This is a genomic window from Citrobacter portucalensis, from assembly GCF_023374935.1.
GTDB classification, from domain to species: domain Bacteria; phylum Pseudomonadota; class Gammaproteobacteria; order Enterobacterales; family Enterobacteriaceae; genus Citrobacter; species Citrobacter portucalensis.
Genome location: NZ_CP092466.1, coordinates 3,077,348 through 3,092,064 on the forward strand (window position 1 = coordinate 3,077,348; position 14,717 = coordinate 3,092,064).

Annotated in this window: 11 protein-coding genes; 5 read left to right on the plus strand and 6 right to left on the minus strand. The window is 53.3% G+C overall.

Going from position 1 to position 14,717, the window contains the following annotated elements:
• Positions 1 to 16: 16 nt before the first annotated feature.
• The 5 genes from cobB to lolC all read right to left on the minus strand — a co-directional run bounded on the left by cobB (position 17) and on the right by lolC (position 4,992).
• On the minus strand, positions 17 to 838 hold the full coding sequence (gene cobB, locus LY264_RS15100) for a Sir2 family NAD+-dependent deacetylase (protein ID WP_003832281.1): 822 nt from the start codon (positions 836 to 838) through the stop codon (positions 17 to 19).
• A 15-nt stretch (positions 839 to 853) separates the two neighbouring features.
• Positions 854 to 1,765: an N-acetylglucosamine kinase gene (gene nagK, locus LY264_RS15105; protein WP_048226891.1), complete on the minus strand. Its 912-nt coding sequence runs from the start codon at positions 1,763 to 1,765 to the stop codon at positions 854 to 856.
• 89 nt (positions 1,766 to 1,854) lie between these two features.
• A complete protein-coding gene (gene lolE / locus LY264_RS15110) occupies positions 1,855 to 3,099 on the minus strand; it encodes a lipoprotein-releasing ABC transporter permease subunit LolE (protein WP_003030804.1) in 1,245 nt (414 codons plus the stop codon).
• Entirely contained in the window at positions 3,099 to 3,800 is a 702-nt protein-coding gene (gene lolD, locus LY264_RS15115) for a lipoprotein-releasing ABC transporter ATP-binding protein LolD (protein ID WP_003832278.1), read from the minus strand. The genes lolE and lolD overlap by 1 nt, the downstream gene beginning before the upstream one ends.
• The gene (lolC, locus tag LY264_RS15120; RefSeq protein WP_032934420.1) at positions 3,793 to 4,992 is read right to left on the minus strand and encodes a lipoprotein-releasing ABC transporter permease subunit LolC; all 1,200 of its coding nucleotides are present in this window, start codon (positions 4,990 to 4,992) and stop codon (positions 3,793 to 3,795) included. Before lolC ends, lolD begins: the two co-directional genes overlap by 8 nt.
• 261 nt (positions 4,993 to 5,253) lie before the next feature.
• Here lolC and LY264_RS15125 point away from each other — a divergent pair, with 261 nt between their 5' ends.
• The 3 genes from LY264_RS15125 (at position 5,254) to ldtC (ending at position 11,004) form a co-directional block, all read left to right on the plus strand.
• Positions 5,254 to 6,318 carry an acyltransferase family protein gene (locus tag LY264_RS15125; RefSeq protein ID WP_071692446.1) on the plus strand — a complete coding sequence of 355 codons (1,065 nt, stop codon included), beginning with the start codon at positions 5,254 to 5,256 and terminating at the stop codon, positions 6,316 to 6,318.
• A 118-nt stretch (positions 6,319 to 6,436) separates the two neighbouring features.
• The gene (mfd, locus tag LY264_RS15130) at positions 6,437 to 9,883 is read left to right on the plus strand and encodes a transcription-repair coupling factor (RefSeq protein WP_008784434.1); all 3,447 of its coding nucleotides are present in this window, start codon (positions 6,437 to 6,439) and stop codon (positions 9,881 to 9,883) included.
• Positions 9,884 to 10,038: 155 nt separating this feature from the next.
• Entirely contained in the window at positions 10,039 to 11,004 is a 966-nt protein-coding gene (gene ldtC / locus LY264_RS15135) for a L,D-transpeptidase LdtC (protein WP_032944376.1), read from the plus strand.
• 86 nt (positions 11,005 to 11,090) lie between these two features.
• On the opposite strand, the gene bhsA is transcribed toward ldtC, so the two are convergent.
• Positions 11,091 to 11,348: a multiple stress resistance protein BhsA gene (gene bhsA, locus LY264_RS15140; protein ID WP_003030810.1), complete on the minus strand. Its 258-nt coding sequence runs from the start codon at positions 11,346 to 11,348 to the stop codon at positions 11,091 to 11,093.
• A gap of 243 nt (positions 11,349 to 11,591) precedes the next feature.
• Here bhsA and comR point away from each other — a divergent pair, with 243 nt between their 5' ends.
• The gene (comR, locus tag LY264_RS15145; protein ID WP_008784432.1) at positions 11,592 to 12,227 is read left to right on the plus strand and encodes a TetR family copper-responsive transcriptional repressor ComR; all 636 of its coding nucleotides are present in this window, start codon (positions 11,592 to 11,594) and stop codon (positions 12,225 to 12,227) included.
• Between the two features lie 254 nt (positions 12,228 to 12,481).
• Positions 12,482 to 14,662 carry a TonB-dependent siderophore receptor gene (locus tag LY264_RS15150; RefSeq protein WP_048226897.1) on the plus strand — a complete coding sequence of 727 codons (2,181 nt, stop codon included), beginning with the start codon at positions 12,482 to 12,484 and terminating at the stop codon, positions 14,660 to 14,662.
• The last annotated feature ends 55 nt before the right edge of the window (positions 14,663 to 14,717 follow it).

The following is a 14,717-nucleotide window of genomic DNA, read 5'->3' on the forward strand; positions in this document are numbered from 1 at the left end:
ATTATCCGGATAGCCGTTACAGCCCTTTCAATAACTTCTCAACGAACTCAGGCACTACCTGGCTTGCCGGACCGTAATACTTCTCTTCAAACTCGCTGCCTACCTGGCTCGGTTCGAGATTTAGTTCTACCGTATGTGCCCCATGCAGCCGCGCCTCATGCACAAAACCCGCTGCCGGATAAACATGTCCCGATGTGCCAATCGCAATGAACACATCTGCCATTGCCAGTGCCATATAAATTTCATCCATACCCAGCGGCATTTCACCAAACCACACGACGTGTGGTCGCAGCGGTGCCGGAAACTGGCAGCAATGACATTTATCTTCCGGGGTCACATCGCCCGTCCATTCCAGAATCTGCCCGCTTTGCGAACAGCGAACTTTGAGCAACTCGCCGTGCATATGGATAACGTTCTGGCTGCCCGCACGCTCATGCAAGTTATCAATGTTCTGTGTCACCAGTAAAAAACGATCGCCCAGCTCGGCTTCGAGTTTTGCCAGTGCGATATGCGCCGCGTTGGGTTGGATTTCCGGCTGTTGCAACTGATGGCGACGGGCGTTATAAAACGACTGAACCAGTTCCGGATTTCGACTAAATCCTTCCGGAGTCGCAACGTCCTCTACCCGATGTTCTTCCCAGAGACCATCCGCCGCGCGGAATGTTCGAATTCCTGACTCAGCGGAGATTCCCGCTCCAGTCAGTACCAGCACTCTTGGTTTTTCCATCAATTCAGGCACCACTCTGTCTCTGAAAAAGATTCGTTGACGCAGGCGATCGCGCAAATGGCGTTTATTTTTACGAAAGCGGCTTAACCGATGACCCCGACGCGACAGCATAACAACCTCTTTGTATTAATCGGTAAGATGTAGGAAAGCGGCCCCGCGCATCCCGCCGGCATCACCGTGCCGTGCCTGCTCAATACGCGGCACCCGAGCAACCGGCAGCAGATGACGTGGCAGTCGATCCGCCAGTTGCGTCGTAATAGCGGTAAAATTCGACAAGCCTCCGCCAATCACTACCAAATCAGGATCGACGATAGTCAGGATATTCCCAAGACACACCGCCAGCAAATCCAGATAGCGTTCAACGTGGGCACGCGCGTGTTCATCACCCTGCTCCCACAGCGCAATAATTTCGCGGGCATCCAGCGGTTGATGGTAGTAATGCTGATACAACCACGCAAATCCACCGCCGGAAAGATAGCTTTCGATGCATCCCAGTTGACCGCATCCGCAGCGGCGCAGCGGGAAATCAAAGCCCATCAGCGTCAGCGCATCGACCGGCAAACGAATATGACCAAACTCACCGGTGATATAGCTGCGTCCGGTGATGGATTTCCCGTTAAGCACCAGGCCGCCGCCAACGCCCGTACCGAGGATCAACCCCATTACCAGCGGATATTGGGTGAACTCGTCATCCCAGGCTTCGGAGAGAGCAAAACAGTTCGCATCGTTATCCAGACGCACATCGCGGTCAAGGCGAGCGCTGAGATCGGCGCGGAGCGGTTTGCCACTGGCGGCAGGAACATTGGCCGCGTACAGCGTGCCGTCTTCGGTTTCCGGCATGCCCGGAATGCCGATGCCTATCGAACCTTTGATGCCGAACCGCTGATCCGCTTCCGTCACCAGATTGCAGACCGCATCAAGGAAAGCGTCGTAGCTGTCGCGAGGCGTAGGAACGCGAGTTTCCCATTGCAGACGACGTTGCTTATCAAACACGCCCAGCGCAATTTTGGTCCCGCCGATGTCAAATCCGTAATACATCACCGCTCCTTGATACACGTCATCCTTCAAGATGCCTCTGCGTTGGCTACGCCTTGATGCAGCATGAATGCTGTCGTGTATTATTGTTGTTATTGGCCGCTAAGTACTCTCGCAGGATCAATATTGCTGGCGCGACGCGCCGGATACCAACTTGCCAAAAGACTCAGCACGAGTGCTGTCACCAGCACGTAAATCACATCCAGCCAGTGTAATTCCGATGGCAGGAAGTCAATGAAATAGATATCGCCGGACAGGAACTGATGGCCGATAAGCGCCTCAATCCCGTTTATGATCGGCGTCAGTTGCAACGACACAACCACCCCGATGACGACGCCTATCAGGCTACCGAACAGACCCGCCAGCAGGCCGTACCAGACAAAAATGGCACGGATCAACCCATCTTTCGCCCCGAGTGTTCTTAATACCGCAATATCGCCGCTTTTGTCTTTTACCGCCATCACTAACGTGGAAACGATATTAAAACAGGCCACGCCAATCACCAGCACCATAGCCAGATACATAATGGCGCGGATCATCTGAATATCGCGGTACATATAGCCGTAGGTGCCAATCCAGCTCTTTATGTAAACATAGTTATTGGTGACTTCACCCGCGTCTCGCACCAGCTTATTGGCGTTAAACACGTCGTTAACCTTCAGCGCGATCCCGGAAACGCTGGTTCCCATATCCAGATATTGCTGGGCATCTTCCATTGGGATCATGGCAAAGCTGTGATCGAGCTGACCGCTCAGTTGCAGGATTCCCGTCACGTGCAAACGCACGCGTTTAGGCTGCTGTAGCTTATGATCCGCGCTGGCGTTAGGGATCATAATCGACACCCAGTCGCCCTGCTTCACCTTCAGCGCATCGGCAATACCCTTACCAATGATGATTTGTTGTTCACCGGCTTTAAAATTATCCCAGGCGTGGTTTTGCACGAAGGATGGCAGCGCGCTTAAACGCTGTTCCTGTTTCGGGTCAACGCCCTTCACCTGCACCGCGCGTAAGTTCGCCCCGCTCTCCACCAGTCCGGTAAAGTTGATATAAGGCGCCGCGGCGACAATACCCGGCACTTTTTGTACCTTGTCGAGCGCTTCCTGCCAGTTATTCCACGGCTGATTTACGGCTTCAATCTCTCCGTGTGGGACTACGGCCAGAATACGGTTGTTCAGCTCACGCTCAAATCCGTTCATGGCACTTAAACCGACGATCAACACCGCCACACCCAACGCGATGCCAACGGTAGATATCACCGAAATCAACGAAACCATACCGCCGCGCCGCCGACCACGGCTAAAGCGCAGACCAATCAATAACGATAAAGGCGAAGCCATTACTCAGCTCCCATCAGGCTCAGTTCAGCCGTCAGGCGACCATCGCGCATTTCAAGCTGGCGACTCATCCGCTTCGCCAGTTGCAGATCGTGCGTCACCACCAGAAATGCCGTGCCCTGAGAGCGGTTCAGCTCGCCCAGAAGCTCGAAAATGCTGTCCGCGTTACGCGCATCCAGGTTACCCGTTGGCTCATCTGCCAGGACCAGGCGCGGGTTGTTCACCAGCGCACGCGCGATGGCCACACGCTGACGTTCGCCGCCAGACAGTTCAGACGGGCGATGACTGGCACGATGATCCAGCCCTACCGCTTTCAGCATATCCCGTGCGCGCTCGGTGATTTCAGCCGGTTTTTTCTTGCCGATCAACAGCGGCATCGCTACGTTTTCCAGTGCGGTAAAATCCGGCAGCAAATGGTGGAACTGGTAAATAAAGCCCAGCTTCTGATTACGCAGTTCCGCTTTCGCCGCCGACGAGAGCTTGCTCATTGGCTGACCGCTAAAAATGACGTCGCCGGAAGTCGGGGTATCCAGCCCGCCTAACAGATGCAGCAGCGTACTCTTGCCGGAGCCGGAGCTGCCGACAATCGCCATCATCTCACCTTCGCCGACGCAAAAACTGACATCGTGCAGTACATCGGTCTGCACAGTGCCTTCCTGATAGCGTTTGCACAGGTTGTCGCATTGCAACAGGATCTTATTCATAACGTAAAGCCTCAGCGGGTTGAGTGGCGGCAGCGCGCCAGGAAGGATAAAGCGTAGACAGCAGCGCGATGGCCATCGCCACCAGCGCAATGACGATAACCTGCAGCGGCTCAATGGCGACCGGCAGCGCAGCGCCATCCAGCAGCACACCAATAATTGGCATCAGATTGTTCAGTTGGCTGGCGAGCAATGCCCCCAGCACAGCGCCCAGCAGCGCGCCAATCACCCCGGCACTGGCCCCCTGAACCATAAACACCATCATTATCTGCCGCGGCGTTAGCCCCTGCGTTTGTAAAATCGCCACTTCCCCTTGCTTCTCCATTACCATCAGACCCAGCGAGGTAATAATATTAAAAGCCGCCACCGCCACGATCAGGCTAAGCAGCAGCCCCATCATGTTCTTTTCCATGCGCACGGCCTGGAACAGTTCCCCTTTGCGCTCGCGCCAGTCCTGCCATTTGGTGCCTTGCGGCAGCGTTTGCTGGCTCAGCGTGTCAACTTTTAACGGTTCGTTCAGCCACAGACGCCAGCCAGTGATATTACCCACCGGATAACGCATCAGACGCGAGGCATCCTGAATGTTGGTCAGCATCTGGTAGCCATCGACTTCGCTGTTGGCGGCGAAAGTGCCAATCACTGTAAACAAACGCTGGCTCGGCAAACGCCCCATCGGCGTAAACTGGCTGGCCGAGGGCACCATCACACGGATTTGATCGCCACGGTTCACGCCCAACTGCCCGGCAAGCTGCTCGCCGAGGATGACATTATACTTACCCGGTTGCAGATCTGTTTGCTTCACATTGACCAGATACGGCGTTAACGGATCTTTTTGCGCCGGATCGATACCGAGCATCACGCCGACCGCCACGCTACGCGCACTTTGCAGCACCACATCTCCCGTAGTTATAGGCGCAACGCGGTTGACGCCGTTCAACACCACCGCTTTTTCCGGCAGTTGTTGCGGGTTGAGGGAACCCTGTTCAGACGAGAGTACGGCCTGAGGCATCAGGCCAAGAATATTGTTTTGCAGCTCGCGCTCGAAACCGTTCATCACCGACAACACCGTGACCAGCGCCATTACCCCGAGAGTAATGCCTATGGTGGAGAGCCAGGAAACGAAGCGACCGAAGCGATCTGCTGCACGCCCACGCATATAACGCAGGCCGATGAATAGAGCGACAGGTTGGTACATGAAATCCGTCTGGTTGCTGTTAGCAAAGTCACGAGTATATAAGCGAAAGCGGAATGGGTAAATGACTGAACCGTAAGTGTTCGTCAGCACTATTCCTAAAAGTATAAATAAATCAATTCGCTAAAGTTGTCCCTCTTTCCTTCAGCCCGGGTCCCTGATCTTTATCTTAAAAAAACAAAATGCAGACAGTTACGCATTACAGCGCACAGCGGGTTGCGCAGGATGGCAGGCTATAGCCAACAATATGGACACGCCGTCTCGATGAAGAAAAAAGAACTATGGATTAATCAAATCAAAGGGTTATGTATTTGTCTGGTGGTCATTTACCACTCGGTAATCACGTTTTACCCGCACCTCACTACTTTTCAGCATCCGCTTTCAGAGCTGCTGAGCAAATGCTGGATTTACCTCAATTTGTACCTGGCGCCGTTTCGCATGCCGGTCTTTTTCTTTATTTCGGGGTATCTGATCCGTCGCTACATTGATAGCGTCCCGTGGACAACCTGCGTGGATAAGCGGATCTGGAGCATTGCCTGGGTGCTGGTGCTTTGGGGAGTGGTGCAATGGCTGGCGTTAGTCGCGCTCAATAACTGGCTGGCCCCACAGCGCGATCTGAGCCATGCTGCCAACGCCGCTTATGCCGATTCGATCGCGGGTTTTACCCACGGAATGCTGACCGCCAGCACCAGCTTGTGGTATCTGTACGCGCTGATTGTCTATTTTGTTCTGTGTAAGATTTTCAGCCGCTGGGCGGTGCCACTGTTGGCGTTATTTGTGGTGCTGAGCGTGGCGATCAATTTTGTCCCGACGCCGTGGTGGGGAATGAACAGCGTGATTCGCAATCTGCCCTGGTACAGCCTCGGTGCATGGTTTGGCGCAACGCTAATGGTATGGATCAAGGAGGTGCCCCTGCACCGCCATGCGGTCATTGTTCTGGTTAGCGCAATTGCCGCCGTCGTCGCGTGGCTGGCAAATGTCTCACTATTACTTTCTCTGCTTTCCATTGTGCTGATCATGAAGCTGTTTTATCAATTTGAGTTGCGCTTTGGTATGCGTGAGTCCGGCCCGTTAAGCGTGATTGGATCCAATACCATCGCCATCTACACCACCCACCGTATTTTGGTTGAGCTGTTCAGCTTAACGCTAATCCCTAAAATCAATCATACCGCCTGGCCTGCATATGCGGAGCTGGCCCTGCTGCTGGTGTATCCGTTTGCCTGCCTGCTACTGTGCACCTTGTTTGGCCTGTTGGTACGTAAAATTTCACAAAAAACAGTGGCCGACCTGCTCTTTTCCCCGCCTTCTTTATCGGCTGTCTCGCGCTAACCCCTACGCGCTTTTTGCCCCCATTCGGGGGCGAATCAATTTGCTTATGAGAAACGATCACGGATAATAAAGAACATTGCTTATCAGATGTATATCTAAACGAGATCCTGACAACCGAATGCCTGAACAACATCGTTACACGCTCCCAGCGAAAGCAGGCGATCAGCGCCAGTTGGGTGAGCTTACCGGCGCGGCCTGCGCAACGCTGGTTGCCGAAATCGCCGAACATCATGCCGGTCCAGTGGTCCTGATCGCGCCGGACATGCAAAATGCGCTGCGTTTGCATGATGAAATTCGTCAGTTTACCGACCAGATGGTAATGAACCTGGCCGACTGGGAAACGCTTCCCTACGACAGCTTTTCTCCTCATCAGGAGATTATCTCCTCGCGTCTCTCCACGCTGTATCAGCTGCCTGCCATGCAGCGCGGCGTGCTGATCGTTCCGGTAAATACCCTGATGCAGCGTGTCTGTCCGCACAGCTATCTGCACGGCCATGCGCTGGTAATGAAAAAAGGTCAGAGGCTTTCTCGCGACGCCCTGCGCGAACAGCTGGATAGCGCTGGCTATCGCCATGTTGATCAGGTCATGGAACACGGCGAATACGCCACGCGCGGCGCACTGTTGGATTTGTTCCCGATGGGTAGCGAGTTGCCTTATCGCCTGGATTTCTTTGATGACGAAATCGACAGTCTGCGTCTGTTTGATACCGACACCCAGCGCACGCTGGAAGAAGTCGATGCCATTAATTTGCTACCCGCACACGAATTCCCGACTGACAAAACGGCCATTGAGCTGTTCCGTAGCCAGTGGCGAGATACCTTTGAGGTGAAACGCGACGCCGAACATATTTACCAGCAGGTCAGCAAAGGCACGTTACCTGCGGGTATTGAATACTGGCAACCGCTGTTTTTCAGCGAGCCGCTGCCGCCGCTGTTCAGCTACTTCCCCGCCAATACGTTATTGGTCAATACCGGTGATATCGAGACCAGCGCAGAACGCTTCCAGGCCGATACCCTGTCACGCTTTGAGAATCGCGGTGTTGATCCGATGCGCCCGCTTCTGCCGCCGGAATCGCTGTGGCTGCGGGTTGATGAGCTGTTTTCTGAACTTAAACGCTGGCCGCGCGTTCAACTGAAAACCGAGAGTCTGGCGAACAAAGCAGCGAATACTAACCTCGGGTTCCAGAAGCTGCCGGATATCGCCGTTCAGGCGCAGCAAAAAGCGCCGTTAGATGCGTTACGTAAATTCCTTGAAGGCTTCACCGGTCCGGTGATTTTCTCGGTGGAAAGTGAAGGCCGCCGTGAAGCACTTGGCGAACTGCTCGCCCGTATCAAAGTGGCACCGAAGCGGATATTGCGACTCGATGAAGCCGTAGATAACGGTCGTTATCTGATGATTGGCGCAGCTGAGCACGGCTTCATCGATAGCAAACGCAATCTGGCGCTGATTTGTGAAAGCGATCTGCTTGGGGAACGCGTGGCGCGCCGCCGCCAGGATTCTCGTCGCACCATCAACCCGGATACGTTAATTCGTAACCTCGCAGAGCTGCATCCCGGTCAGCCGGTGGTGCATCTGGAGCATGGCGTGGGTCGTTATGCCGGTATGACCACGCTGGAAGCGGGCGGTATCACCGGTGAATATCTGATGCTCACCTATGCCAACGACGCCAAACTGTACGTGCCGGTGTCGTCACTGCATCTGATCAGCCGCTATGCCGGCGGCGCGGAAGAGAATGCGCCGCTGCATAAACTTGGCGGCGATGCCTGGTCACGTGCCCGACAGAAAGCCGCTGAGAAGGTGCGCGATGTTGCGGCAGAGCTGCTGGATATTTATGCCCAGCGCGCGGCGAAAGAAGGCTTTGCCTTTAAGCATGACCGTGAACAGTACCAGCTGTTTTGCGACAGCTTCCCGTTTGAAACCACGCCTGACCAGGCGCAGGCGATTAACGCGGTACTCAGCGATATGTGTCAACCGCTGGCCATGGACCGCCTGGTGTGCGGCGACGTCGGCTTTGGTAAAACCGAAGTCGCGATGCGCGCCGCCTTCCTCGCCGTAGAGAACCACAAGCAGGTTGCCGTGCTGGTGCCGACCACCCTGCTCGCACAGCAGCACTTCGACAACTTCCGCGACCGCTTTGCCAACTGGCCGGTACGCATTGAGATGTTGTCCCGTTTCCGTAGCGCCAAAGAGCAAGCGCAGATTCTGGAGCAGGTTGCCGAGGGAAAAATTGATATTCTCATCGGCACGCACAAACTACTGCAAGCGGACGTGAAGTTAAAAGATCTGGGTCTGCTGATTGTTGATGAAGAGCACCGTTTCGGCGTTCGCCACAAAGAACGCATCAAGGCGATGCGCGCAGATGTCGATATTCTGACCCTGACGGCAACGCCAATTCCACGTACGCTCAATATGGCAATGAGCGGCATGCGCGATCTGTCGATTATCGCCACGCCACCCGCTCGTCGTCTGGCGGTCAAAACCTTCGTGCGCGAATACGACAACCTGGTGGTACGCGAGGCGATCCTGCGTGAAGTTCTGCGCGGGGGACAAGTTTATTATCTGTTTAACGACGTCGAAAACATCCAGAAAACCGCTGACAGATTAGCAGAACTGGTGCCGGAAGCGCGTATTGGTATCGGTCACGGACAAATGCGCGAGCGCGAACTGGAACGCGTGATGAACGATTTCCACCATCAGCGTTTTAACGTGCTGGTGTGTACCACCATTATCGAAACCGGGATCGACATCCCCACCGCTAACACCATCATCATCGAACGAGCGGATCACTTTGGTTTAGCGCAATTACACCAGCTGCGCGGTCGTGTGGGACGTTCTCACCACCAGGCTTACGCCTGGCTGCTGACGCCGCATCCGAAAGCAATGACCACCGACGCGCAAAAACGTCTGGAAGCCATCGCCTCGCTGGAAGATTTGGGCGCAGGTTTTGCGCTGGCGACCCACGACCTCGAAATTCGCGGCGCCGGGGAATTACTGGGTGAAGATCAGAGTGGTTCCATGGAAAGCATCGGCTTCTCACTGTATATGGAACTGCTGGAAAACGCGGTCGATGCGCTCAAAGAGGGACGCGAACCGTCGCTGGAAGATCTCACCAGCCAGCAAACCGAAGTTGAACTGCGCATGCCATCACTGCTGCCGGATGACTATATTCCCGATGTCAACACGCGACTGTCGTTCTACAAGCGTATTGCCAGTGCGAAAGGCGAAAACGAGCTGGAAGAAATTAAGGTTGAGCTGATAGACCGTTTTGGCTTGCTGCCCGACCCGGCTCGTACGCTGCTGGATATCGCCCGTTTACGCCAGCAGGCTCAGAAACTGGGGATCAGAAAGCTCGAAGGCAATGAAAAAGGCGGTACCATTGAATTTGCCGAGAAAAACCACGTCAACCCGGTCTGGCTGATTGGTTTACTTCAAAAGCAGCCGCAGCACTTCCGTCTGGACGGTCCAACCCGGCTGAAATTCATGCAGGAGTTGAGCGAGCGTAAAACGCGGATCGACTGGGTCCGCCAGTTTATGCGTCAGCTTGAAGAAAACGCCGTAGCATAAGCATAGTGAACAGGCCGGGTGAGCACACCACTCACCCGGCCTGATGAATTTACAAACTCTTTGCACTTCCCTGCACTTCCCGACACAGCAAACAGCCATAATTCTCGTTTACTTTTACATAATAAAAACCACGTAAAAACAATGGATTTATGGTGATGTTAAACAATAAACGACTCTCTCGCTGGCTCGCGTTTTTTACGCTTGCAGCGACATTCGCGTTAGCACTTCCGGCTCAGGCAAACACCTGGCCGCTGCCGCCACCGGGAAGCCGTCTGGTAGGTCAGAATGCCGTTCACGTTGTTGAAGACAATGGCGGTTCTCTGGAAGCGATTGCGAAAAAGTACAATGTCGGCTTTCTCGCGCTACTGCAGGCCAACCCTGGCGTTGACCCTTACGTACCACGTCCGGGCAGCGTTTTGACGATCCCGTTACAAACTCTGCTACCTGACGCCCCGCGCGAAGGTATTGTTATCAACCTCGCCGAACTGCGTCTTTATTATTACCAGCCGGGGACCAATTCGGTGACCGTGTATCCTATTGGTATTGGCCAGTTAGGTGGTGACACGCTGACGCCTACGATGGTAACCACCATCTCTGATAAACGCGCCAACCCCACCTGGACGCCGACGGCAAATATCCGCGCGCGATACAAAGCAAACGGGATTGACCTGCCTGCCGTTGTGCCTGCCGGTCCGGATAACCCGATGGGCCATCATGCAATTCGCTTAGCGGCATACGGCGGCGTGTACCTGTTGCACGGTACAAATGCTGATTTTGGCATCGGAATGCGCGTCAGTTCCGGCTGTATTCGTCTGCGCGACGGTGATATCGAAACCCTGTTCCGTCAGGTAACGCCCGGAACTAAGGTCAATATTATCAATACGCCGATCAAAGCATCCGTTGAGCCTAACGGCGTGCGCCTGGTGGAAGTACACCAACCGCTGTCCGAAAAAATCAATGACGACCCGCAACTGCTGCCGATCGTGCTGAACGCGTCCATGCAGACATTTAAAAATGCGGCGCAAACAGATACCGCCGTCATGGATCATGCGATGGAGATTCGCTCAGGCATGCCGGTCGATGTGACCCGTCATCATGACGTTGCTCAACAACCGCTGTAAACGTAGCGTATAAAAAAACCCCCGCTGGATTTTATTCCGCGGGGGTTTTTTAATTAACTCGCAGTGGCATTGCGATGGGTTAAATCTTATTTGTAGATAACAGCAGTTCCGTGAAGAGTGTTAGGACCGGTAACGGAAGTAATACGGAAAGACTTCGCCCCCATCTCATCGGCTTTCTGCGCCAGTTGATCTTCCAGAGAACCTAAGTTAGTCCCCGCATTCGCAGAAATAGTACCGACTTTCTCTTGACCCGCAGGGGTGGACTGAACTTCAACAGCGGCAAAGCTTGCAAATGACAGTGAGCTAAGAACAGCAGCGACAAACAGTGTTTTTACGTTTTTCATGATAGTGACCTTTAGCAGATGAATGGGTGTCGAAAATATTAACTTAACGATCGATAGGTAAATCATAGATGTGATCCAGGTCACACGTCAACATTTTTTTATAATGATCGTTATATAAAATATAAAGGTCTTATTTTTCATGCTAATAGCTATAAATTATTTTTATCGTGAATCCGCTGGAGTGTGCAGTCGAATATTTTTATAATGGTTATTCAATAAACCCAACAAAGGTACATCGGCACCATGACAACTGAAACGACAGGTTGTGCAAAAAAAAGCCGTGGCCGACCAAAAGTGTTCGACAGGGAAGCCGCGCTTGATAAGGCCATGACACTCTTCTGGCAGCACGGATATGAAGCGACCTCACTCGCCGATCTCGTGGAAGCCACCGGCGCAAAAGCGCCTACGCTGTATGCGGAGTTCACCAATAAAGAAGGGTTGTTCCGTGCCGTACTGGACCGCTACATCACCCGCTTTGCGGCGAAACACGAAGCCCAGCTGTTTTGTGAAGAAAAAAGCCTTGAGTCCGCACTGGAAGACTATTTCACTGCTATAGCGACCTGCTTTACCAGCAAGGACACCCCGGCGGGATGTTTCATGATTAATACTTCTGCGACGCTGGCAGCCTCTTCCCGCGATATTGCACACACGGTGAAATCCCGCCATGCAATGCAGGAACAGACGCTTACCCAGTTCCTTCACCAGCGCCAGCAACGAGGCGAAATTCCGGCCCATTGCGACGTGCAAAAACTGGCCGAATACCTGAACTGTATTTTACAAGGTATGTCGATCAGCGCCCGTGAAGGCGCAACGTTTGAAAAACTGATGCAGATCGCACACACAACCCTGCGACTGTGGCCCGAACTCGTCAAAGCTTAACCCTTTCCCACAATTCCCCCGCTGTACTCACACCACCGGGAGCTGATAAAGCCCCCGGTTAGATTCCCGTTCTATTGACCCTACATTTCTCATTGTTTTCATCGTGTTACCCGATCATTTTTTGAAAAAAGTATTGATAACGACAATTATTATCAGCAATATTCGCATTTGTTTTAATACCTGTTTCACAATGTAACCATCGGTTTCTCTACCGCTATAACAGAAACAGACCGACTTTTTTAAAAGGAATACAAATGCATAAGCGTCTCTGGGTGCTCAATCCTCTTCTGTTATCTTTAACTCTACCCGCCGTTGCGGCTGAGGAAGAGAACCTCATCGTCAGCGCCAACCGTAGCCAGCGCACAGTGGCAGAAATGGCGCAAACGACCTGGGTTATTGAAGGAAGCGAAATTGAACAGCAAGTTCAGGGTGGTAAAGAGTTCAAGGATGTTCTTGCTCAGTTAATCCCCGGAATTGATGTCAGCAGTCAGGGACGAACCAACTACGGCATGAACATGCGTGGTCGCGCCATTGTCGTGCTAATTGACGGCGTCCGTCTGAACTCCTCGCGAACCGACAGCCGTCAGCTTGACTCCATTGACCCATTTAACATTGCGCACATTGAAGTCATTTCAGGCGCAACCTCACTTTATGGCGGTGGCAGTACCGGCGGATTAATCAACATTGTCACCAAAAAAGGCCAGCCGGAGCGTGAAGTAGAACTCGAACTGGGGGGCAAAAGCGGCTTCAACAATAGCAACGATCATGATGAACGCGTTGCCGTGGCGGTAAGTGGCGGAACCGATCGCGCTTCCGGGCGTATGTCCGTCGCGTATCAACGATTTGGCGGCTGGTATGACGGTAATCACGATGCCCTGCTGCTCGATAACACCCAAACCGGGTTACAGCACTCCGATCGTCTGGACGTCATGGGCACAGGGACGATTGAACTTGACGACAACCGTCAGTTGCAACTGGTTACGCAGTACTATAAAAGTCAGGGGGATGACGATTACGGGCTGGATCTCGGCGAGAACATGTCCGCCGTGACCGGAAACGGCAAAGCATATACCAGCAGCGGACTGAATTCCGATCGTATTCCCGGCACCGAACGTCATCTTATTAGTCTGCAATATTCAGATGCAGATTTTTTTGGCCAGAACCTGGTCAGCCAAATCTATTACCGTGACGAATCGCTGAAATTCTACCCCTTCCCTACGCTCAGCAAAGGCAAAGTCACCAGTTTCTCCGCATCACAGCAGGACACCGACCAGTTTGGTGCCAAAATTACCCTCAACAGCCAGTTGATGGATAACTGGGAGCTGACGTGGGGTGTCGATGCCGATCACGAAACCTTCGACTCCAATCAGAAATTCTTCGATCTGGCCTGGTCCCTGCCCTCCGGCGGTATGGATAACCGTACCGCTTATACCACCGGGCGTTACCCCGGTTACAGCATCACCAACTTCGCGCCTTTCCTGCAAAACAGCTATGACATTAACGATATCTTTACCCTCAGCGCCGGCGTGCGCTATCAGTGGACCGAAAACAGGGTTGATGATTTCGTTGGCTATGCTCAACAGCAGGGAATCGCGACCGGGCTTGCGAACTCTGCCGATTCCATTCCAGGCGGCAAAACCGATTACGATAATTTCCTGTTCAACGCCGGTATCCTTGCCCGCCTGACCGACCGTCAGCAAACGTGGTTTAACTTTTCTCAGGGCGTGGAGCTTCCGGACCCAGGGAAATATTACGGTAACGGTACCTATTCGCTGGTTGGCGATCATTACCAGCTCCAGCGCAGCGTCAACGTGGCGGATTCACGTCTGGAAGGGATTAAAGTTAACTCGTACGAACTGGGGTGGCGCTATACCGGCGATAGTCTGCGCACGCAACTGGCCGCTTACTACTCGACTTCAGATAAATCGATCGTTATCAACCGCAGCGATATGACCATTAACGTTCAGCCCGACGATCGCCGCATTTATGGCCTTGAAGGTGCGGTGGATTATTTCATTGCGGACACGGACTGGAGCCTGGGTGGCAACTTCAACGTCATTAAATCGGAAGTGAAACAGAACGGTAAATGGCAAAAATGGGATGTCACGCTGGCCTCACCGTCCAAAGCAACCGCGTGGGTCGGCTGGGCACCAGAACCGTGGACCTTGCGCGTACAGAGCCAGCAAACATTTGATCTGACCGACGCCAGCGGTAACAAGCTAGATGGCTATAACACGATGGACTTTATCGGCAGCTATCAGCTCCCGTTGGGTAAGCTGACCTTCAGCGTGGAAAACCTGCTGAATGAAGAGTACACCACACTGTGGGGACAACGTGCGCCACTGCTGTATAGCCCAACCTACGGCAGCCCGTCACTGTATGAATACAAGGGCCGGGGTCGTACTTTTGGTCTGAACTACGCCTTAACCTTCTGATAAAAAAAGCCCCCCAGCCTGAGCGAATGGGGGGCTAATGTTCAGGATAATGCTA